Raw genomic sequence first — 24,159 nt, 5'->3', positions numbered from 1 at the left:
GCGTAAGCGTCATCGAGACATTGACGCTTACACCCAACAAATTTGGGCTTTATCTTCTTAAGTTGACACCAATGAGCATTGCTGTGCCCCTACGAATGGTCTATATTCAAAATAATTGAGAAGCGTTATAGACGAAATCAGATAATGGGTATGCTTGACTAGATTGGGTAACTGTAAATGTTTTTGTCCATCTACTTAACAGTCTGATTTGAAAACTCTCTTCAATTTTGAATTATTCTTGATGGTTTTAGGAAGCTTTTTCGAGCTTCTTCTGAGTGAATTTGGATAGCTTGTAACGTTTGAGTACTGAAGGTGCGCCAAGAGTGCCGAGGATGAGTAAGCTCAGGATAGAAGTGGGTTCAGGAACGGTGATTATGGTTGCAGAAAAACTAATGGGTAGCTCACTATCTCCCAATCCCAAATTTTCAAAACCTGGTATAATCGGTGGTGCAGAAAAAGTCTCTAAATAAGTTGGTGTCGGCAAATAACTAGCAAAAAATGGACTAGAATAGCTCCCTCCCGAAGTGGAATATCCAAAACCGTCAGTTGTTAACTGCTGAGTATTAAGACTAATTAAATTATCAATATTAAAAGGTTCGTTTCCTGGTATTGGAGTCCCGGCGGGTTGCAGACCAGTAATTATTTCACCATTTCGTGTACCAGTAATTCCAGAAATCAGGTAAAAACCTAAATCGTTAGGGGTATCATTAGTGGTAAGAGTACCGTTCGCCGCTATGCCAGTGCCAGAATAATTCCAGTTCCAACTTAAAGCAGAGGCGGTTTGCATTGTCCCGAAAAATAATCCAGATGCGGTGGCGAGGATTGTGGCAGATAATAAAGCTAAATTTTTCATAGTAATCGATGAGTGCGATCGCGTATCTTCTAGAATGTCAATGCTTAATCCTACAATATAGATATTATCCCTCTTCTAAGCCTTTGGAGTGTTGCGATCGCCTGATTGGAGAGTGATCATCGCGTCTTACTTTCATTGTTGGTTATAATACACGTCTTGTCTATCTTGTCAATGCGTAAGTCCTAAAGTCTTAAATTTAACTCCAATGCTATTGGTTGATTTTTCGTTATATACTTATATAAATTTCTTGCAGAATTACTTAGTGCATAAGTAGATTTGAAAAGCAACTATATACTGTTACTGCTGGTTCGCTCATTTTTTGCTTGTCAGATATCAAGATAGAAAAATGCGAAATCTCCCTTGGGGTAAATGTAGTTATAGATATATACTCATGATGATTTGTGCATTGCACAATTGTGATGTTGCCAATGACAAAGTTAGTTGCCCTAAAGCTAGATGGCGATTTACAGCAGGGTGTACGAGTAACGCTTTCAATTGCTAATGAAGGTGTTAGCCCGCATAAAGAAGTTACAGGTAATCTACCACCAATTGCTCCCTTGCAGACAACAATTGACCAGTGGCGATCGCACTACCGTAGTTTGGGGAGTTATACTCGCGGTATCAAAGCCATAAAAGTTACTTACGAAGGTTCTATTACTCAGAAATACGAAGATTGCAAAAATTCAGCTAAGGAGTTACAAAAACGACTGAATAAGTGGCTGCTTTCGGAGTCTTTTCGACCCATCCGGGAGAGTTGGTTAAAGGAATTACCAGAAAAAGAATTGGTGCGGGTGCTAATTCGCACATCTAGTCAAGAGTTGCGACAAATACCTTGGCATCTTTGGGATTTGGTGGAAGAATATCCCAATGCTGAACTAGCTTTGAGTGCAACCGATTATCATAAACCTCTAATCACGAAAACGCCTACCAAAAGAGATAAAGTCAAAATTCTGGCGATTTTGGGCAATAGTATTGGTATTGATGTCGAAACAGACCGAAGATTACTCAACAGTTTACCTGATGCCGATGTAACTTTTCTGGTGCAGCCCCAACGTCACGAAATCAACGATTCCTTGTGGGAGAAATCTTGGGATATTCTGTTTTTTGCAGGTCATAGCCAGACTGTGGGAGATAGTGGTCGAATATACATTAATGAGAATCAGGAAAGCTTAACTACTGATGACCTCAAATATGGCTTGAAAAAAGCCACTAGCAACGGGTTAGCTGTGGCGATTTTCAATTCCTGTGATGGTTTGGGATTAGCATCTGAGTTAGAAGCGCTACACATTCCCCAAATTATTGTCATGAGGGAACAAGTGCCAGATGAAGTGGCACAGGTATTTTTAAAGCATTTTTTGGTGGATTTTGCCAATGGTGGCAAGTCTTTATATCAAGCAGTCAAAGAAGCAAGGTTAAAGTTGCATGGTCTTGAAGATAAATATCCCTGTGCCTCTTGGTTGCCAGTAATTTGTCAAAATGCGGGTACAGCCCCACCAAGTTGGTTAGACTTAGGTCGTCGTCCCACCCAAATTATTCCCTATCGCGGTTTGTTTGCCTTTCGGGAGGAAGATGCACAGTTCTTTTTTGGACGAGAAACTTTCACCCAGATGTTGGTGGATGCGGTGCAAAAACCACCTCATCAACCCTTGGTTGCGGTTATTGGTTCTAGTGGTAGTGGTAAATCTAGCGTGGTGTTTGCAGGTTTGGTGAAGCGTCTGCGCTCTGCTGGTAACTGGCAGATTGTTGACTTTAGACCTGGTTCCAGACCCTTGTTTAATCTGGCAACTGCCCTTGTTGACCACAGAGAAACCTATTGTAGTACAGCCTACCATCACACCAAGAATGTACTTAGTCGCACTGAACGTTTGCGGGAGATTAGAAATCTTGCCAGTGACCTGGAGCAATGCGAGAATGGGTTGCGGGATGTGGTAGATGATATCGTTTCTCTTGATTCCAGCCAGCGTTTGTTGCTAGTTGCCGATCAATTTGAAGAACTTTACACTATGAGCAGAGATGCACAAAAGCGCAAAGCTTTCTTAGATAGATTACTAGAAGCAATCTATTGCTGTGCTAATTTTACTTTTGTCATCACTCTCAGGGCAGATTTTTTAGGACAAGCATTGTCTTATCGTCCCTTTGCTGATGCCTTGCAGTATGCAGACTTAAAACTTGCTCCGATGACGGACGAAGAACTGCAAGCGGTGGTAGAAAAGCCTGCGGCGTTGCTGGGGGTAACAATAGAGCAGAGATTGACTGAGCGGATTGTTTCTGCGGTGAGTGCAGAACCAGGGGATTTACCTTTATTGGAGTTTGCCCTCACTCAACTGTGGGCAAAACAACTTTCGGCCCAATTGACCCATGCTGCTTACGATGAAATTGGGGGGGTGGAAGCAGCATTAGCTGGTTATGCAGATGAAGCATATAACAAACTGAACTTCGAGGAAAAAGAAAGGGCGCAGCGAATTTTCATCCAACTGGTGCATCCAGGAGAAGGAACGGAAGATACCCGTCGTGTAGCTACCCGCGCTGAAGTGGGTGAGGAAAATTGGAATTTGGTGACTTGTTTAGCTGATGCTCGCTTAGTAGTTACGGGACGGGATGAGAAAACTGGCTCGGAAACTGTAGAAATTGTCCATGAGGCACTGATCCGGAGTTGGCTACACTTGAATCTGTGGATGCAACTAGACCGGGACTTTCGCCACTGGCAAGAGCAGTTGCGGACAGCAATGCGTACTTGGGAGAGTAGCAGTTTTGATGAAGGGGCGCTGTTGCGAGGAAAGCCACTGGCGATCGCAGAAGATTGGTATAACAAACGCTCAGTAGAACTGAGTGGAGAGGAAAGATGTTTTATTCAGTTTAGTTTGGAGTTGCGCGATCGCACAATCAAAATCCAAAAGCGTAGACGAAAATTAACCATTTGGGGACTCTCTACTGGTTTACTGTTCGCCTTTAGTTTAGCAGGAGTCGCTGGATGGCAATCCCAGAAGGCACGTATCAGCGAAATTAACTCATTTCGCTCCAGTGCTGAAACATTCTTAACCTCAAATCAGGATTTTGATGCATTAATCACCAGTATTAGGGGAGCAAATCGCATCCAACAAACCTTTGGTGTTGATACTCATACTCGCAGTCAACTTGTGGAGACACTACTACAGGCAGTTAATTTTACTAGAGAATACAACCGCTTAGAAAATCACATTCAGGAGGGGAGATATAGCGTCAATGATGTAGTTTTTAGTCCAGATGGCAACATCATTGCTACTGCCGGTTCGGACAAAACTGTGAAACTTTGGAGCCGAGATGGTAAAGAACTTAAAACCCTTCACGGACATAAGAATGGAGTTATTTGTGTCAGCTTTAGTCCTGACGGTAACATCATTGCTAGTGGCAGTTGGGACAAAACTGTGAAACTTTGGAGCCGAGATGCTAAAGAACTTAAAACCCTTCACGGACATCAAGAAGGCATTAACAGCATCAGCTTTAGTCCAGATGGCAACATCATTGCTACTGCCAGTTCAGACAAAACTGTGAAACTTTGGAGCCGAGATGGTAAAGAACTTAAAACCCTTCACGGACATAAGAATGGAGTTTTTGGTGTTAGCTTTAGTCCAGATGGTAACATCATTGCAACTGCTAGTGGGGATGGAACTGTCAAGCTCTGGAGCAAAGAAGGCAAAGAATTAAAAACACTTTACAGGCAAAAGGAAGGGGTTAATTCCGTTATTTTTAGTCCAGATGGTAAAATTATTGCAACTGCGGGCTGGGACAAAACTATTAAACTTTGGAGTAAAGAGGGGAAAGAAATACGTACTTTCTCCGCCCACGATGACACAATTAAGAAACTTAGCTTTAGTCCTAATGGCAAGATTATTGCCTCTGCCAGCAACGACAAAACAGCCAAGCTATGGAGTCTTAATGGTCAACAACTTGATGTCCTTCGCGGACATGACGCAGTAGTTTTCAGTGTAGCTTTTAGCCCTGACAGCAACCAAATTGCCACTGCTAGTTCGGATAAAACCGTCAAGCTCTGGAATCTCAATAGTAAAGAATTACACATTTTACGCGGACATCAGCAACTAATTTATAGCGTAGTTTTTAGTCCAGATGGAAATACCATCGCAACTGGCAGTTGGGACAACACTGTTAAGCTTTGGAGTCGAGACGGTAAAGAATTACATACTTTACGCGGCCATACTAAACGAGTTAATAATGTCAGTTTCAGCCCAGATGGTAATACTATTGCTACTGCTAGTGAGGACAAAACTGTTAAACTGTGGAGTCGAGACGGTAATTTGCTCAAAACACTAGCTAGGGATCAGGGCACGATTTGGAATGTCAGTTTTAGCCCAGATGGTAATACTATTGCCACTGCTAGCGCGGACAAAACTGTTAAACTGTGGAGTCTAGATGGTAATTTGCTTAAAACACTATCTGGGCATGAAGATGTAGTCAACAGCGTCAAGTTCAGTCCAGACGGTATGACGATCGCAACTGGCAGTTGGGACAACACAGTTAGACTTTGGAGCCGAGATGGGAAAGAACTTAAAATTCTAGGTGGACATACAAGTGGGGTTAACAGCGTAGCTTTTAGTCCAGATAGTAGCATTATTGCTTCTGCCAGTTCGGACAACACAGTTAAACTTTGGAATCACGATGGCAAAGAACTCAAAACCCTCTATGGCCATAGCGATATAGTTAATAGCGTAGTTTTTAGCCCTGACGGTAATATCATTGCCACTGCCAGTAGTGACAAAACCGTTAAACTCTGGAACCGAGATGGTACTTTGTTAAGAAACTTGCGCGGGCACAATGATGCCGTTTGGAGTGTTAATTTTAGTCCTGATGGTAAGACCCTGGTAACTGGCAGTGGAGATAAGACCATAATAGTGTGGAATTCCTATTTGGAAGATTTAAAACCACTATTGGTTCGTGCTTGTACTCAAGTACATGATTATTTACAAAATAATCCCAACGTTAACCCAGAAGATAGAGGTTTGTGTCATGGGATTTAAGTTGAGTAGCTAGTTTTCAAAAGGTGTGAAACTGGGTACAAGAAAGTTCCCGATGAAGTACACATCTTAATCTGATAAATCTTGTGGGGTGGGCATCCTGCCCGCCCTTGTGTACCTCATTCGGATCAAATATGCTGTAATGCGGCTTGGGGGTTGGTAAAACGTGGTTGCCACAGGACAAACTTTGTTTTCTTGCGTATTAATAGTTGAGCTAATAAGCTAAAAATCTTTTAATTTGCATCCTCCAAAAAATAAATCTCTTGTGGGGTGGGCAACATGAGCGCCCTAGTTGTGCAATCTTATTTGCGCGACAGCTTACCATTAGTATCTCCCTGATTTTGACGACATTGGATGTGGAAACATACTTTGCACTGAGTTCGGTAAACTCGAAAATTTTGTCATTGTTTTAAATTTTTATACTACCGACTAAATTACAGACATTCCCTTCCCAATACTTTATGAGTGAAGGCATCTCTGCTCAATACCTAAAGTACCTAATGGGTAATTTTTTTATGCATTTCTGTCATTAGGAAAGTACCCTGATGGGTAATACCATTTTATCTAAATGTGTGCTGAACATAATACCCCAAAAGACTTCTGATCTTTTGTAAAGTTTTGTTAAAGCTTTGCGGTATTTCAGATAAAGAGGTTTCTTTTTAACCGAGTAATGTGTAGAGCAACCTCGAATTTCTCTCATCATCAAATTTGTAATGTCAAGGGAATTCAGCATGAACACACATAATTTAGATTTACTTTTACCGATACGACAAAAGCTGGATACTATCGAAATCCATAATTCCAAATTGGCGCGATTATTGTGCCGAGTAATCCCAGCTTCTTGCCCATTTGAAAGTGACATCAAACTTTTCAGTGCCCTAGTTATTCATATACCACCCTTGTGTAAGCTCAATCCTCTTTACGAGCAGTTAATTGGTTTACGTTTCCGTGCTATTTGCTACCTTACTCAGCTAAACTCAAACACTTGATGGAATGAAAACTGTCTGAAAAAAGCTAGGCTGAATCAATGACATGGTATCAGTAATCCATAATCTGACATTGCCAAACAAAAAACTCAGGTAGCAAAGTTAACTTAAGTTTAGTCAGCAGGCAATAAAAATTACCGCGATGCCCTTGGCAACCACTTCGTGGTATTGCTCCGTCATGATCAAGGGATTCAAAAAATAAATATCAGGAGAAAGTATGAGTAATATTTTATTAATTGATGAACATCCTGAAACCAAAAACCTCTTAATGAAATGTTTAGAGGCAGCAGGATTTGAGGTAATTATCACAGAAAACGGTCTTGTTAATGTTCAGTTAGCACATCAGAAACTTTCTACTACCACCGAAGGTAAAAAATCAAATACTCAGAAGTCCATATTTCCATCGATTCCCCGACTGTGTGAGGTTTTCGAGTTCATTGAATTGAATTATAATCAAAGCATTAGACTAAAAGAAGTAGCTCAAGCAGTTGGTTATTCTTCAGCTTACTTAACTGACTTAGTGCGAAGACTTACCGGAAAAACGGTGAATAATTGGATTATCGAGCGTCGGATAGCAGAAGCAAGCACCTTGCTTTTAGAAACTAATGACTCCGTTGATGAGATTGCGTTAAAAGTAGGCTATCAAAATATCAATCATTTCTACTGTCAGTTTCGCGATTACTATCAAAATACTCCCCGTGCTTGGAGAGAGACACAGCGTTCTCACGCATTGTTATAATGATACCCTAAATTATTACCTCCCTATTAGCCGCTAATTAATCAACTTTGATTGATTCTCGCCTACTTACTTATTATCGCGCATCAGATACTAGATTATGCTATTTAAAATCTAGTATTTTTTTATTTGAATAATTATGGTAGTCCTAAATTTTCAATGCCGATTAAAAATATTAAATTTTTGATTTACAAGGTTTATATTTTGAGGAGAATCTAAAAATACTTAATACTTAAGTAAAACCTTACCTAAAAATAGTTAATTATCAATCCAATTAGAAAACAATAGTATTGGTATTAAGAAAGAGCGAAAGGGTTAGCAAACAAGCTAAACCTTGCATTTCCTAAAAAACTCTATTTATCAAAGGAAAAAACATGACTATTATTACCCCGCGTAGTGATCGTAAACTGGTCTAGATTTAGGTTTTTGTGAAATTATGCGTAACTTTCAAGTTTGCGACTGTAGATGCAATAGGACGTTTAAAAAATAGGTAAAAGCAAGGGCTTTTTCCACGCCACCAAAAAAATGTATGCCAAATGTATTAATTAAGCCTTCGGGCGAATTAATTGAACTACCTCGGAACTCAGTCCTAACTCTTTTAGAAGAAGTCAAAGAAACTATTATTCCCTTTGGCTGTCGCGCTGGAGCATGTGGTGCATGTCTTATTGAAGTACTCGAAGGCATACAAAACCTTACTGAAGCCAATTGTATCGAACGCGAATTCTTGACTACTTTAGGTTATCCCGAAGAGTGCTATCGACTTGCCTGTGAATGTCGCTTACAAGGTGATATCACGATTCAACCTGTTGGCAGCTAGACTATTTCATCCATCTCTTGTTTTGTTTACTTCATCATACGTTAATCACTAATAGGGAATCAGCCATGAACAGTTTACCAAATACCGAATTCAATCCTAAAATACATTTTTCAGAAATAACGAAATCTGGGAGTTGTTCTGATACTATCAATCCCTTTGTCGGACAATATATTGATGTAAATAGTTACAACATTTCTTATGCAATAAACTTTGAAAGCGAACCAGTCAATGAGTGGTCTTATCACTTTGACCAAGAATATACAAGTACCGATATTTAGTGAACCTAGAACAGTCACTACTCTTTTATATTGGCTTGTCTAGTAATGTCTCACGGAAATTTATTAGTACTGAATACGCCCGAACTGAAATCTGGGGATATTATTCAGTATCTCAATCTTGTAGTTTTCACTAATTTGTTTCATTTTCACCAAAATCAACAACAACAGGATACAAAATATGAACCGTTGTCAGAATACCGGCTTAATTCGTAAAAAACCTTTCTTAAATCCCATCGCATCTGCTAATCTGCGTCAGGAAATTGATAATTTAATTGATTTGCAAATTGATAAATGGGAACAAACAGTACCTTTTGCCACCCACTTTGAAGGTGAACTAATAAATCAGCGTTATTATCAACGTCACCTGATTGAAACTGTTTGGCGTATTCGCCTTTTACGGGTAGTTGAATCCAAAGCTATAGCGGAAATCGCCAAACAAAGCCCAGAAGCAGCACAGATTTGGGCAAACTATGAAATGGAAGAAATGCTGCATGATGAACTGTTTATCCAAGACTTAGAAAAATCTGGTGTATCCCGCGAAGAGTTATTGAATACTGAACCCTACTTGTCTACCAAACTATTAGTTGGTTTCTTCTCTTATCTATTAGATCACGAAGGACCCCTTGGCGTTTTAGCTTATTCCTATCTTGTAGAATATGTCAACGTCAAAATGGAACCGAAGAAAATTGATGCCATGAAAAAATCCATTGGTGTCACTCAAATTGGTGGTCAAATTGCCCATTCTTATACTGATACTAATGATGACCATCCTGGTGAAGTGTGGAATGCTATTCGTTACATCATCAAGAACGAGCAAGATATCGCTAACCTGAAGAAATATCTGCAAGAACAACAGAAAATACTCGCTATGTACTTCCATGAAATTTATGCAGATATCGTTGAGTCTGCTCAAAATAAACTAGTAGCAGCATCAGGAAAGTATGAATAAAACAGGTGTTTTATTACTAAGTCACTGTGGTTATTCCTTCATGGAAGATTTGATTAGTAATGCTGCTACACACAGCTTAGAGAGTTTTGTACTCTCTTCCCTTCCTCTCCCAGCTAATAGCCACCGGATTCAGGAATTGCAAGAAAAAAGTGCATGGTTTGGAGTGAGCGAAAACCATGCCCTCACCTGGGAAAATGTAGAACAGGTAATGCAAGAATTAGCAGCACAGGGTTACTGTATAGTTTGCTGTTTGAGCGTTTGGGAGGGCTATCGCACCCTGATGGCAAAAGCCAATCAAATCTTGGGTGTAGCTGATATGGAACCCGCTCAGGTCGAGTTACTGTTGAATAAATATGAATTACGGCAGCAGTTAAATCAAGCAGGTCTGAGCCAAGTTGATTCTGTATTACTTAACGAACAGACATGGGTAGATTTGCAAGCCAAAGGCAAACCAGCTTTTGTCAAACCAGTCACAGGTATTGCTTCCTACGCCACCTTTCGTTTAACCACAGACAAAAGTTGGCAAGATATCGAAAAGATTCAAAGTGAGATAGCAACCGACTTGACATACAGCTCCATATTTTCTGCCAATCGTGGTTTTATGGCAGAAGATTACATTCCCGGACAAGAGTTTAGCTTTGAGATTATCGCTGTTGATGGGCAACCGTTCGTCGTTGCTATTCATGAAAAGATAGAGATAGACGAATCTGGTAGTGCCGTTTTAGAAAATGCCTGTGTTGCACCACCCATTAACTTGGATGAGGTACAGCTAAAAAAAGCTAGAGCTTGGATTGAACCAATTTTCCAGCATTTGCAGTTGCAATGGGGTTGCTATCATCTCGAAGCAAGGTGTTACAACGACCATTGGGAAATAATTGAAATCAATCCGCGAGTGGGAGGTGCATTAATCTCACCTAGTGTCAGTATATTGACACTGGGGATAAGCATGACCCAACTATGGCTGAATAATCTGCTGTATCAGACAGCTGAGGAGCAGTTACAGCAAATAAAACAACTGGCAAAGTTTGACCTGGGTACAGGAACTTATCAACAAAGTCCGATGAGCAGTTATTTTCGGGTTTATTTTGCCCAAACTGGTCGGATTCGCACAATTCAACAGAACATCTGCTGTCTAGAACCGGATCTTGTGCAGGTGTCTTTAAAGACAGGTACAGAGATCGTGGAAACGGCGCGAGAAGTGTTTCTTGGACAAGTTCTCTGGGCTATCCCCCAAGACAAAAAAAATGAACTGCTGCCAAAATTAATCACTGAATCTCGAAATACTATTCAAGTTGATTACGAGTAATCAGCTAATGAGCTTTTAAGTTGCATACTTTTTCCTGAAAGCTGTCAAAAGTCAAGTCAAAAGTTACTTTGGTCTGTTGACTCTTGACAGCTTACCAAAATTAGCAATTTACAGTTCGAGATGACCGGGAGAAATATCCCAATTCAAAATTAAAAATCACCGAAGCTTTGAGCCGAGGCTCAGACTTATCTCGAAATTAAAAATTAAGATGCATCAGATTTTGTCTGGGTTTCCAGTTTTAAACCTGTTGCACTCTTTTAGACAATTGGTATTACTGCATAAACAATATAATGACCATGACACAAAATTCCGATTCTTTTTTGCTAATTATTGATTACAACCTCAGCCGCATTAATGATGTGGCCTCTATGCGGAAGTATGCCTATGAGCGTTATGGTGTGAAAACCCTGCTGCTCCGCGCCAACCCAGATCGACATGATTATCGGATTGCTGACGTTGTATTAGCACTAGATCCCTGTAGCTCAGACTTTGTTAGCGGTGGACTCAAGGCACTAGAACCCTTTCGCCAACAGTTGCGAGGTGGTTTGGTATTCTCCGACAATGCAGTACAAAGTGGTGCCCAATTATTAGAACAATTGAACTTGCCTGTAGATAACGCCACTTTAGCATCTGGGGCTTTTTCCAAAATTCTTTATCGTCAGATTGAAGCTGAACATCGGTCAATATTAGAACCTCAAGGCATGTTCATCCCTGCCCATGCCACTATCCATAATGCTGACGAGTTATTGGATTTTGTGCGGCGTTACCCTGGAGGTGTAGTATTAAAACCAGCTTGTGAAGGTAATAACCGAGGAGTGGTGTTCTTAAATGCCAACGCAGATTTGCGGCAAGCTTTACAAGAAGTTGAGCCTTATTTCTCTGGTGGCATTATCTGCGAACAGGTAATTCCTTTACAACAGGAATATTCCTTTGACGGGCTAGGACACTTGCACTTTCTTACAGAAAAATGCAGTGCTAGTGGTCGTTACCCAGTAGAAACAGGTCAGATTTTACCAGCCAGATTGAGCCAGATTCAAGAGCATTTACTAACTCGTGTTGGTAAGTTAGCGAACGTTTTAGTCGGTCAGTGTAATGGGCCTTTCCATAACGAAATCAAGATTGACACAGATGCTACACAAGCTGCTGTTGTCGAACCTAACCGCCGTCCTGCGGGTATGAAAATTTGGTCGCTTGCTGAACGAGTGTACGGTTTGAATTTTTATCATCTTTGGGTTGATAGAGTATTAGGTCAGCCCTTGCCAAAGCAATTACCTGCCCCACAAGGAATTGCAGCTACCATTATGCTTGGCTCTGCCCATGATGGTTATCTAGACCTAGCACCAGTTAAAGATGAACCAGAACGCTTGTTTAACAGAGCTTTAAAGCTATACAACAAAGCTGAAATTAACCAGGAACTAGAGTGGTTTGGTTTTACCCTGCTGCCAATTCAAGGAAACTGGGTGAGAGCTATTCCCAAAGATAATGGTGATTTTATCGCAATGGTTTGTGTATATAGTCCCAATGCCGAGCTAGATATTTTCGGTTTGAAGACTGCCATTAGTGATTGTTGGCAACAGGTTATAGCTTCTTATATCTATCAAAATAAACCCACGATGGTTTTGGCTCGTTAAACCAAATTTTGCATTGGGCATGGGGTATTGAAAAAAATATTTCCATGCTCTACTTGTGGACTATTAGCTATAAGTATATCCCTGGAAAATTATACTTTTTAGGCTTTGGTGATTACCTATTTTTGTTGTTAGTAAATTTGAGGAAGACTAATGAAAATTTTGATTTTACACCGCATTCCCTATCACAAAATTGATTACCATCGTGGCATCGACCATAATCTTCATGAAGTCACATATATAGGTACTGAAACAGCGCTGACTAATATTCCTGAATTTTTAAACTGTAAAAAGTTGATCAGACCAGGGGTTGGTAAAACTGCGGATGAAGTGATTGAACTAATTGAACAACAACAGTTGGAGTTTGAGCGAATCATATCATTATCTGAGTACGAACTACTGGATGCTGCCAAAATCCGAGAACGTTTTGGCATTTCAGGCTCTACTCTGGCGCAGGTAGAAAAAGTACGCAACAAAGTCATCATGAAAACCATTGTTGCGGTTGCTGGAATTCGCGTACCGGAGTTTTTACCTCTATCACAGATAGAACAACTCCCCAAGTGGCAAGATCAAGTAGTTGTCAAACCAATTGATGGTGCATCTAGTGAAAACGTGAAGGTATTTGCTTCTATTCACTCATTGCTTTTGGCTTTACAGATGCAGAATACCGGAATTGATTTGCTGGATGGGGAAAACCCTAATTTGGCACAGTTTGAAGTGGAAGAATTTATCCAAGGGTCTATCGTTCATTTCGATGGTTTAGTGCAGGATGGCGAAGTGAAAGTTGTACTCGCCAGTCAATATGTAGGTGATTGTCTGGGATATGCTAATGGTCAGCCTTTGGGATCTGTGCAAATTGATATTAGTGATGAAAATAAAGTATGGATCAGTCGAGTTTTGAGTGCTGTTGAACTTAACAATGGCAGCTTCCATTTAGAGGCAATTGCTAATAAAAACAGTTTAGTGTTTTTGGAAGTTGCTAACCGAGTGGGCGGTGCTGATGTGGTTGATACTTTTAATTTGGCTACCAACATTCATTTGCCTTCAGCAGAACTAAAAATATGGCTGGGCGAGGAGTTAGAATTTCCAGAAACGACTAATATAGGCAAGAAATTCGGTTGGTATGTTTTTCCTGGTCACCATTATCAAGCAGATTACTGCCACATCTCTCGACATGAAAAGTTTCGTAATCATCCCTATGTAGTGCGCTGGAATCAACTGTCTACAGAGCAAAAGTTGCCCCAGCACATTACTTACCAAGCAATTGAAATCCCGCTAGCTGGTGTGATCGGTAGTGACAGCAGCGAGTCGTTACAGAGTTTTCTACAAGAACTGTTTGCTCAAGTCAGTATTGAACCAATCAAGAGTTCAGTGTAACCGTTGGAAATGAATGCAAGACTCAGATACCAGTTTTTGTAAGAGCCTTAATTGATGAATAATTACGACAGGCAGGCAAGTTGTGAATAATTTCAAAGTTATTCAGTTTTTAGGATCACGTTTTTGTTCCGCTTTGGGTGACCAGTTTTTATTGTTCGCGGTTCCATTGATTATTTATAAAAGCACTCAGAATGTTTCACTAGTTGGGTTGGCTTTTTTTCTTGAATGGACTCCGCGAGTACTTTCTCTCCCCATTGCTGGATCTGTTAGCGATCGCTTGGGTGGCAAAAAAGTTTATTTACTCGCCGACTTTGTGCGGATGGCGGTTTGTTTGTTGGGCTTCTTGTTGATCAAGCTATTTCCCGGTAACATATTCGTCATTGTCAGTCTGGTGATGAGTATTTGTGCGTTTTTTTATGCACAAGCCTTTATTGCAATGGAATCCACGGTTCCCAAATTGGTAAGTAAGGCAGATTTACCCAAAGCACAAAGTATCCTTCAGGGGATTGACCAAACTTCTAGCATTTTTGGCCCCGCCCTAGCTGCAATGTTGGCACTGTATTTAAAAAATCAAGATTTTTTATTGATTGCCGCAGGCCTATTCGGTTTAGGTTTTCTAGGGGTTACATTGTTAGGTTCAGCCTTAAATGTACACATTGCTAATTCAAGTAAAAAGCAGATTTGGCGTGATATTGTCCAAGGGGCTAAGGTACTACGAGATTATCCTAACCTGCTGACCTTAACGGCACTCAGCATTCTAGTTAACCTAATTATTGGCATAGCGCTAGCAACTGGTGCGCCATTAATCACTGGTACTTTTAATAAGCCTGACAGTTACTTTGGCGTGTTAAATACCACTGCGGGTCTGCTAGGGGTAGTCTCCTTTTTGTTAGTGCCTAAATTAACCAAGCACTTTAGCGTGTTCAGCCTGGGTATTACTGCCTACATTGCCGTCTTGTGCGGAGGCATGTTAATGGGTCTTGCTAATAATTTTTACCTGTTTGTGCTGGGTTATGCATTAGCCTCCGGTTCTACTGGTTTGTTTAATGTATACATCCGTACTGAGCGCGTCCAATGGATTCCTAGCCAACACTTAGGTAAGACTGTAGGGTTAATTGTGCTGTTAAACCAGTTAAGCCTACCAGCAGCAGGTCTATTAGTAGCCCTAGGTTCTGGGCGCGTGGGAACCAAATCGTTATTTATTTTGAGTAGCCTAGTAGCCGCAACCTATATTGCTTGGATATATAAGCGTTTAAAAACTCAATCGAAAACTAATACGTAATATTTATTTACGAATCCACGATTATAAATCAATTACCCAAGGTGTCATTATGTTTAATCCATTGGAATTTCATTGGGCATTACCCCTTGAAGCAGCAAAGAAAAACGAAGCACAGGCAGATCATTCTGGTGGAATTGATCTTGAGGCTCTTCTGGAGTTTGTCAGTTGCGCTGACAAACTCCAGATCGAGTCCTTATTAACACCGTTTGGTTTTCATATGCCTGATCCTGTAGCGCTTTTAGGAAGGCTATCAGCGCATACCGAGCGAGTAGGATTCATGCTGGCTTACCGATCGGGGCTGATGTCGCCGACGCTTTTTGTGCAGCAAGTTAATACGCTCTCGCATCTTTTTAATGGTCGGATTAGTCTCAATATAATCTGTGGATTTTCTCCAGTTGAGCAAGCCTATTACGGAGACTTCCTTTCACATGATGAGCGGTTCGAGCGAGCAGGCGAGTATCTCGAAATTTGCTCAACCCTTTGGAATACGACAAATCCACTGAGTTATGCAGGTAAGCATTATCAACTTAAAGACGCTCAGTTAAACACCAAGTTTACTTCGCTTCGTTCGGGAGTCCGTCAGCCTAAGATTTATTTGAGCGGTAATTCAAAGATTGCCAATCATACAGCATCTCAGCATGCACAGTGTTGGCTGAGGTACGGCGATACGCCTGAAAAAATTGCCGCAAGTCACAGTTCAAGCGCTCAAACCGACCATCAACCAAGGATTCCTATAGGACTTCGGATGTCGGTCATCACGCGTCAAACACGTGAGGAGTCCATTGAAGCAGCTTTTCGGGTCGTAGAAAATCCCGATCTTAAGTGGAAGGAATTTATTCAAACTGTGGTCGATAAGTCAGATTCGGTTGCTATTAAGTCCACTTATGAATTAGCACAAAAAACAAACTCAGAGTGGCTTGGACCCAATCTCTGGAGTGGGGCAGTGCCTTACCGTGGAGGGCCAGCATTGGCACTGGTAGGAAGTTTCGACGAAGTTGCAAAGGAGATCATGCGTTATAAATTTGCAGGTGTTAGCGAATTTATATTGTCGGGTTGGCCAACGCTTGCCGAGATGCAAGGCTTTTGTAAAAACGTCCTGCCTCGCGTACGTGCTATGGAGCAGCTTGAATCTTCAATTTATAGTTCAGGAGTTGGCAACTGGCAAGGAGTGAGCTTGGGTTAGAGGAGTATTGTGGTTAACTTACATTCTCTGTCAATCCCATCACTGCCCTGCTCTGGCGCAGGCCAAGGCAAGACATTTATGGAACAAGACCACTCATCAAGTACAGTTTATCTACTGCTAGTAAAACTAAGCTTTGACGATAGAGTTGAAATTGCTAAATTTATTCACTTCTGACAGCAAGGATTTTTATGATGAGACCAACTTTACATCATCTGAGTCTTTCGGAGATTTACAAAGCTCACAAGAGAATTAAGCAATATATTCGGAATACACCGCTAGACTACTCTTTTCAATTGTCAAAAGAATTGAGAACGTCTATTTATCTAAAGTTAGAAAACTCACAGGTTACAGGTAGTTTTAAACCGAGAGGTTCATTGAATAAGTTACTCAATCAAAAACCTCAACGAGGGGTAATTGCTTCTACTGCGGGCAATCACGGCATTGGTGTTTCATACGCAGCGTACCAACTGGGAATAAAGGCAGACATCTATCTGCCAACATGGGCTGACAAAAACAAGATTGCTAAACTTGAACAATATGGTGCACATTTACGATTCTTTGAAACTGTAGAATTAGCAAGAGAAGCTGCTCGCAAGTTAGCTAAAGAACAAGATTTAATGTTTATATCAGCTTATAATGATGTTGATATGATTACAGGAGGTGGGACGATTGGGCTTGAGATATTCGATGAGTGCCCTGATGTTGATTTAGTAGTTGTAGGAGTAGGAGGAGGTGGTTTTGCTTCAGGTATTTGTTGCGCGTTGAAGCAACTAAACCCGCATATTCAAATTATAGGTGTGCAGGCGGAAAAAAGTGCGATGATGACCCATTGGTTGAAACACAAAAAAGTTGTAAATGTGCCATTAGAAACAACAATTGCAGAGGGTTTAGCCGTAAATATGGAACATGATACGATTACCTTTCCCATCCTCACAAAGCACTTAGATCAGATGATTCTTGTTAGTGAAGATGAAATTAAAGATGCATTGAAATGGGCTTTGACAGAGCATCAGATGGTTTTTGAGCCATCGGGGGCAGCAACCATAGCTGGATTACGAAAACTGAGTTTAGAAAGCTTTAAAAATGTTGTTGGTATTATTACTGGACAGAATATTTCAATGTCTCGTTTACTAAATATTCTTGGGTTATCAGAAAAAATAGGTTAGGTAGATGCCTTTCTCATTGCTTTATAGACGCAATAATGTTCTTTTACCACAAAATATACTATTTTGGAGATGTCTAATGGGAGTCAGAGTTTGAGACTTTGTGTTCACTGTTCTTCTACTTGATGGCTGATTAAGAAAATCCGGCGTTGCAAGACCACTATTACCGGGATAATCTTTTATTTGCCGACGACTCTTTTATTTGAATTTGAGTGAATAGCTTTGTTAAAATCTCTCAGCAAGTCTTCTTCCGCATCCCGCTCTTGCTTAAGTTCTCGAATCGTTTCTTGACTAGAACCAATGAGCAAGCCAGCAACTGCACCAACGAGCGCGTATTTTTGCTCCAAATGTTGATACATTTGACTCGTGTAGGGGCAAGGAAATAAATTGGCAATAATAAAACCAATTCCTCCACCCACAACTGTTGTCACAAAGCCAGAGAAAGCGATCAGTTTAGCATTCATTTGCTTTACTCCAATGCTTATAACTTTACTAAATTCTCAAAAGATTCTCTATAACCTTATTTTCTCACCGACTCCCAAAGTAGTAACTTAATCTTTACCTCTTGTAATAGAAGGTAGAGTGAGGGAATCAGGACGGTCTTCACTCTTCATACTCCTTTTTTGGCTAAGGTATTGTTAGCTATTAAGTAATAAATATTACTCAATAGCTAAGACTCGGAACGATCTTTGCACTTAGATGTTTGCTTGTACTTGCTCGATGCAAGCTTTCAACCGTTCAGCTAAAACTTGGACATGGGGTTGAGTCATCATCGTCACATGGCTTCCGGGGACAAACTGGACATCCACTGGTTCGCTAGAAAACGCGCTCCACCCCCAGGCCAAATCCTCTAAAAGCTCAGATGGTAAGGCAGTAGGCTCTTCTGGAGCAGATTCGCTGGCGCGAAAGAGAGTAATTGCGATCGCATTGATGTGTTGTGGTACATACTCAGCGTTACCATCAGCTTTGAAAGCTTGCAATAACTTCTTCAAATACCTGGTATCAGCATCGGGAGGCAAAATGTCAACCATTTTAAAGTAATCTAGAACATATTTAAATTGCTCCTCTGGAGCTAAAGAGAAGAGGGGATCAGCATCCATATCCAAATCCTTTGCGAAGGCAATTTGTAAGAGTTTGGCAGTCTCAATCAGCCATTTAACATCATCCCATTCTTCTGGCTTTGCCTGAGCGATCGGTGCTGTGGTATCAAGAATGGCAACTAGAGCCACCACCTGTCCCTGACTCAGTAACTGCTGCGCCATTTCATAAACGACTTTACCGCCAAAAGAATGTCCCGCCAAAAAATAGGGGCCTTGTGGCTGCACAGCTTGTATTGCTTGAATGTAGTGGGCGGCTATATCCTCAACTTGGCTGATTGCCGCTAATTCTACATCCCGATCCTGGGCTTGAAAAGTGTAGAACGGCTGGTCTGAGCCAAGACAACGCGCTAAATTATATAAGTAGAACGGAAAGCCACCAGCGCCTGGAAGACAGAAGAAAGCTGGTTTGGAACCCATTGGCTGAATTGCGACTAAGGGAGACCAACCAGAAGCATCCGTATCTTTTTGCACCATAGTCGCCAACTCTTCAATTGTTGGATGTTGGAAAAGCGTGACTAAGGGGATATCTTTACCAAGCTGTTGTTTAATTTGAGTTATTAAGTAAGGAGCTAAGAGCGAATGACCGCCGAGGTCAAAAAAGTTATCTTTTACCCCCACATTGTCAACCTTCAGAATTTTTGACCAGATTTGCACCAATTGTAGTTCTACAGTATTCCGGGGTGAAACAAATGTGTCAGAACCACTGCGCCCAGAAGGTTCGGGTAAGGCACGACGGTCTATTTTGCCATTGAGAGTCAGGGGTAAGGACTCCAGGATGACGAAAGTCGAAGGCACCATGTAGTCTGGCAGCTTGGCTTTCAGGAATTGACGCAGAACGCTGACTGTGGGCGTACTTCGACTTCGCTCACTACAAGTCTGCTCTTTTTGCGGTACGATGTAGGCGACTAGGCGCTGATCTGAGGGATTGTCAACGCGGGCGATCACACAAGATGCTTGCACATCTTCATGTTGGCTGAGTACGGCTTCGATTTCTCCCAATTCGATGCGGAAACCCCGAATTTTTACTTGGTTGTCGATACGACCCAGATATTCAATGTTGCCATCTGCTAGATAACGGGCTAAATCTCCTGTCTTATATAATTTGGAATTTGGAATTTGGAGTTTGGAATTTTCAAAAAGGTTGGGGATAAACCGTTCTGCTGTCAGTTCGGGAAGATTGAGATAGCCACGGGTTACCCCAGCACCACCAACATACATTTCGCCAGGAACGCCAATCGGCACTAGCTGTAAATGTTCATCTAGCACATACACCTGTAAGTCCCGAATCGGGCGACCAATTACACTTGCAGTGCTATTCAAATCACCTTTGTTTAATGGACGATAAGTGACGTGTACAGTGGTTTCTGTAATTCCGTACATATTAACTAACTGAGGCGATTGGTCACCGTGGCGCTCAAACCAAGGCTGCAAACTATTAATTTCTAGGGTTTCTCCACCGAAAATAACTAGGCGGAGGTTTAAGTCGCCAACAGTTGCTATTGACTGTTCTGCTGCAATTAACTGGCGAAATGCTGAAGGTGTCTGATTGAGAATTGTGACTTTCTCTTCACACAATAACTCATAAAATGATTCTGGCGATCGCGTCACTAAGTAAGGTACTACTACCAGTCGTCCACCGTACAGCAATGCACCCCAAATTTCCCACACTGAGAAGTCGAAGGCGTAAGAGTGGAATAGTGTCCACACGTCTATTGAGTTGAAGTCATACCAAGGTTCTGTGGCTGCAAATAGACGAGTTACATGATTGTGGTTGACTAAAACGCCTTTGGGCTTGCCTGTGGAACCAGAAGTGTAGATAACATAAGCTAGGTTACTGGATATTGCTCCATTTTCAGGGCTTGACTCGGACTTTTGAGCAATTTTTTCCCAGTCGCTGTCTAAGCAAACAAGTTCAAGTTGTGCAATATGTTCGGGTAATTTCTCAACTAGATGCTGTTGGGTAAGCAGCACTTTGACTTGAGCATCTTCAAGCATGAAGCTCAAACGCTCAGTCGGATACTCTGGGTCAAGTGGCACATAAGCCCCACCCGCTTTGAGAATGCCAAGTAATCCTACGAGCATTTCTAAAGAACGCTCCACACATATCCCCACCAACACATCTGCTCCCACTCCCAAAGTCTGCAAGTAATGCGCCAATTGGTTAGCACGAGAATTCAACTCGCGGTATGTCAGTTGCTGATTCTCAAACACAACTGCGACAGCATCGGGTGTACGTTCTACCTGCTCTTCAAATAACTGATGGATACACAAATCTTGGGGATAGTCTACTTGAGTATCATTCCATTCAACTAATAACTGCCGTTGCTCCCATGCTGTTAAAAGAGGCAACTGCCCTAGGTGCTGCTGAGGATTCGCCACAATTGCTGAGAGCATTGTCACAAAATGACCCAGCATTCGGCTAATCGTCCCATACTCAAATCGACTAGCATCGTAGCTCACCTTCAGCAAAAATTGCTCACCAGAGGCAGCTAAAACCGTCAGAGGATAATTTGTTTGTTCAATCGCCCGAACATTCGAGAGCGAAAAACTGCCATTGGATTGCACAACAGCAGTATCCACCGGATAATTCTCAAAGACGACAATGCTCTCAAACAAAGACGTACCCCTCTTGACATCACTCAAAGCCTGAATCTGTGCCAATGAGCTATAGGAAAATTGCTCAGACTCTACCTGTTGCGCCTGTAAATCTTTCAACAAACTCAGCAGTTCAGTCTTTTCAGAGATTTGCACCCGCACTGGCAGAGTATTGATAAATAATCCTACCATCGACTCCACACCAACAAGCCCAGGAGGACGACCAGAGACAGTTGCACCAAAAACCACATCTGGCTCTCCACTATAGCGACATAGCAACAATCCCCAAGTCGCCTGCACCAGATTACTTATAGTCAATTGATGTTGTCGTGCAAAAGACCCGATTGCAGTTGTTTCTGACACCGTTAACTGAATTTCTTGTTCACCATAACTAGAATGCTGCTCTTGCTTTGACAATGGTTTATCCACAGTCATTGGAGTGGGTGCAGTAAAACCTTGAAGTTTTTGTCGCCAAAATTCCTTAGCTAAATCTTGATCCTGTTGCTGTAACCAAGCAATATAGTTGCGGTAGCCCAGAGTTGCTATATTGTTAGGTAAACTAACACCCTGAGAAATTGCTTGATAAAACTCCAACAGGTCTTTGAAAACCAAAGGTAACGACCAGCCATCAAGTAATAAATGATGATGACACCAAACAAACTGATAACTATGAGAATCCAATTGGATTAGATATAGGCGTATTAGTGGCGCCAGCGAGAGTTGGAAACCCTGTTGTCGCTCCGCAGAAAGAAAAGTCTCTAATTGCTCTTGCTGCTCAACTTTCGAGAACTCTCCCCAGTCGATGGTCATAACTCTCACCAACACCTCTCGATACACAACTTGTAGAGGCTGGCTCAAAGACTCCCAAACAAAAGCCGTGCGGAAGATGGAATGCTTTTCTACCACCTGCTGCCAAGCTTGTGAAAAGGCTTCTACATCTAGGTTTCCCGTTAAAGTGCAAGTTATCTGCTCAAAATATACCCCGGAATCTGGAGCATACAAACTTTCAAACAGCATCCCCTCTTGCATCGTCGATAAGGGATAAATATCCTGAATATTTTGCCAGTTAGTTTTACCCACTTCCCCTTGCAATGGTAGTCTTGCCAAGACTCCATCTAGTTCTAGCTGGTTAAGTTTGACTAACGGGAAATCTGTTGGTGTATAACCTCCGTTTTCCGGCTCTAAACAATGAGCAATGATTTCTCGTAAAGTTTCAACAAATTCTTGGGCAATATTCTCAATGGTTTCGTGCTGATGGATATTAGTGCTGTATGCCCAATCTATTTGTAGCCGTTCGTTTGCAATGATGGCATTAATGTCTAGTAGACTTGAGCGCTGACCTTGTAAACTCTGGCTAATTCCGCTAGACTCACTAGCCGGTTGCATCAGAGAAGATGTATTTAGAACTTGAGTAAATTGACCCAGATAATTGAAGCTAATCTCGGAAGCGGGAATTGTCTCTAGTGTTCCGCTAATTTCTGCATCGCTATTCAGATAGCGCAATAAGCCGTAGCCAATGCCTTTGTTCGGAATTGCCCGTAATTGCTCCTTGACAGATTTTAAGGCATTGCCAATATTGTCTTTGTCTATTGCTTCAAGTTTTAAAAGCACTGGAAAAATCGTTGTAAACCAACCGATAGTGCGTGATAAGTCTACACTATCGATAATATCTTCCCGCCCATGACCTTCTAAGTTGAACAACACAGACTTAGAGTTAGTCCATCTGCTCAAAACCAGCACTAAGGCTGTCAACAAAACATCGTTAATCTGTGTTTTGTAAGCTTTTGGGACATCTTGCAGAAGGGACAGGGTTTCTGCTGAGTTTAATGATACTGATATTGTATTAGCAGATGCAGCAGTGTTAACTCCTTCTGCATAGTCTACTGGGATAGGAGAAACCAAGGAGTGAGATTGACTCAACCAATAAGCCAGTTCTGATTTATTGACTTCTGATTGGGCATAAGCTGTTAGTTGTTGCGCCCAATCTTTGAAAGATGTGGTTTTGGCAGGGAGTTGAATGGACTGACCTCGACTTAGTTGCTCGTAACCTGTTTGCAAATCTTCTAATAATATCCGCCAGGAAACACCGTCTACTACTAGATGGTGAATGACAATGAGTAATCGCGCTTTTTTGTCGTTCCCCAAAAAGAATAAGGCTACCTGCACCAGATTTTCCGACAGATTTAAACTCGCCTGTAAGGAGTTGGCGGTGGTTTCAATTGTCTTTTGAAGCTGACTTTCTCTGATTGTCGAGAGGTCGAAATATAAAATAGTATTGCTATCGGTTGGAGCGGTATGAGTCTGCTGCCAAGTAGAGTCTGTTTGGCTAAATCTTAGGCGGAGAGCATCGTGATGTTTGAGCAATTTCTGCCAAACTTGCTCTAATATTTCTAGGTTAATGTTAGATGGAACTGTGAGTAGCAATGATTGATTGAAGTGGTGTTTTTCTGGTGTGTCTTGTTCAAAAAACCATTGTTGAATTGGTGTTAAGGGTAATGTCCCGGCGACTAATCCTTGTTCGATTAAGAGTGCTTTTGTTGTGCCTGCGACTGTGGCTAATTGGGCGATTGTTTGATTGCCAAATAGTTGTTTGAGGGTCAGTTCTATTCCTAATAGCTTTGCTTTGGCGATGATTTGAATGCTGAGGATGGAGTCTCCTCCTAGTTCAAAGAAGTTATCATGTATGCCTATTGGCTCTACTCTCAGGATTTGTGTCCAAATTTGGGCTAGTTTTTCTTCAATGGGGGTGCGGGGTGGCACTATATCGATTTCTATTCCGGTGCGTGATTCTGGGGCGGGTAAGGCGCGACGGTCGATTTTGCCGTTGGGGGTAAGGGGTAGGGATTCTAGGATGACTATTGCACTTGGTACCATGTACTCTGGTAACTTTTCCTTGA

Annotated in this window: 15 protein-coding genes; 12 read left to right on the top strand and 3 right to left on the bottom strand. The window is 41.5% G+C overall.

The features are described 5' to 3' along the window. Positions 1-247 precede the first annotated feature (247 nt). Positions 248-853, bottom strand: coding sequence for a PEP-CTERM sorting domain-containing protein (locus V7K50_RS10285; protein ID WP_334959655.1), 606 nt, complete (start codon positions 851-853; stop codon positions 248-250). A 428-nt stretch (positions 854-1,281) separates the two neighbouring features. Between V7K50_RS10285 and V7K50_RS10280 the strand changes: the two genes are divergently transcribed. The 12 genes from V7K50_RS10280 to V7K50_RS10225 all read left to right on the top strand — a co-directional run bounded on the left by V7K50_RS10280 (position 1,282) and on the right by V7K50_RS10225 (position 17,570). Beyond that, a complete protein-coding gene (locus tag V7K50_RS10280) occupies positions 1,282-5,865 on the top strand; it encodes an nSTAND1 domain-containing NTPase (RefSeq protein WP_334959653.1) in 4,584 nt (1,527 codons plus the stop codon). Positions 5,866-6,593: 728 nt separating this feature from the next. Then, on the top strand, positions 6,594-6,851 hold the full coding sequence (locus V7K50_RS10275; RefSeq protein ID WP_334959651.1) for a Mo-dependent nitrogenase C-terminal domain-containing protein: 258 nt from the start codon (positions 6,594-6,596) through the stop codon (positions 6,849-6,851). Positions 6,852-7,065: 214 nt separating this feature from the next. Then, positions 7,066-7,587, top strand: a complete 522-nt coding sequence (locus tag V7K50_RS10270; RefSeq protein ID WP_334959649.1) for an AraC family transcriptional regulator — start codon at positions 7,066-7,068, stop codon at positions 7,585-7,587. A 526-nt stretch (positions 7,588-8,113) separates the two neighbouring features. Beyond that, positions 8,114-8,401 (top strand): 2Fe-2S iron-sulfur cluster-binding protein, encoded by a 288-nt coding sequence (locus V7K50_RS10265; protein ID WP_334959647.1) that lies wholly within the window; start codon positions 8,114-8,116, stop codon positions 8,399-8,401. A gap of 65 nt (positions 8,402-8,466) precedes the next feature. Beyond that, positions 8,467-8,679: a hypothetical protein gene (locus V7K50_RS10260; RefSeq protein ID WP_334959645.1), complete on the top strand. Its 213-nt coding sequence runs from the start codon at positions 8,467-8,469 to the stop codon at positions 8,677-8,679. A 178-nt stretch (positions 8,680-8,857) separates the two neighbouring features. After that, entirely contained in the window at positions 8,858-9,628 is a 771-nt protein-coding gene (locus V7K50_RS10255; protein ID WP_334959643.1) for a hypothetical protein, read from the top strand. Beyond that, on the top strand, positions 9,621-10,934 hold the full coding sequence (locus V7K50_RS10250; protein WP_334959642.1) for an ATP-grasp domain-containing protein: 1,314 nt from the start codon (positions 9,621-9,623) through the stop codon (positions 10,932-10,934). Before V7K50_RS10255 ends, V7K50_RS10250 begins: the two co-directional genes overlap by 8 nt. 296 nt (positions 10,935-11,230) lie before the next feature. Further along, a complete protein-coding gene (locus tag V7K50_RS10245) occupies positions 11,231-12,565 on the top strand; it encodes an ATP-grasp domain-containing protein (RefSeq protein ID WP_334959640.1) in 1,335 nt (444 codons plus the stop codon). A 150-nt stretch (positions 12,566-12,715) separates the two neighbouring features. Continuing rightward, on the top strand, positions 12,716-13,939 hold the full coding sequence (locus tag V7K50_RS10240; protein ID WP_334959638.1) for an ATP-grasp domain-containing protein: 1,224 nt from the start codon (positions 12,716-12,718) through the stop codon (positions 13,937-13,939). Positions 13,940-14,021: 82 nt separating this feature from the next. Next, positions 14,022-15,221 carry an MFS transporter gene (locus V7K50_RS10235; protein WP_334959636.1) on the top strand — a complete coding sequence of 400 codons (1,200 nt, stop codon included), beginning with the start codon at positions 14,022-14,024 and terminating at the stop codon, positions 15,219-15,221. Between the two features lie 49 nt (positions 15,222-15,270). After that, positions 15,271-16,404, top strand: coding sequence for an LLM class flavin-dependent oxidoreductase (locus V7K50_RS10230; protein ID WP_334959634.1), 1,134 nt, complete (start codon positions 15,271-15,273; stop codon positions 16,402-16,404). A gap of 188 nt (positions 16,405-16,592) precedes the next feature. Further along, on the top strand, positions 16,593-17,570 hold the full coding sequence (locus V7K50_RS10225) for a threonine ammonia-lyase (RefSeq protein WP_334959632.1): 978 nt from the start codon (positions 16,593-16,595) through the stop codon (positions 17,568-17,570). A gap of 176 nt (positions 17,571-17,746) precedes the next feature. Here the strand turns inward: V7K50_RS10225 and V7K50_RS10220 are convergent, their stop codons facing one another. Further along, positions 17,747-18,031 (bottom strand): hypothetical protein, encoded by a 285-nt coding sequence (locus V7K50_RS10220; RefSeq protein ID WP_334959630.1) that lies wholly within the window; start codon positions 18,029-18,031, stop codon positions 17,747-17,749. Between the two features lie 231 nt (positions 18,032-18,262). Further along, the coding region (locus V7K50_RS10215; protein ID WP_442944572.1) for an amino acid adenylation domain-containing protein at positions 18,263-24,159 on the bottom strand (5,897 nt) is incomplete at its 5' end.

Origin of the sequence: Nostoc sp. (assembly GCF_036917135.1) — a bacterium.
In the GTDB taxonomy this organism is placed as follows: domain Bacteria; phylum Cyanobacteriota; class Cyanobacteriia; order Cyanobacteriales; family Nostocaceae; genus Nostoc.
Note: the sequence above shows the minus strand (reverse complement) of the source record. Positions and strands in the feature narration are given on the sequence as shown.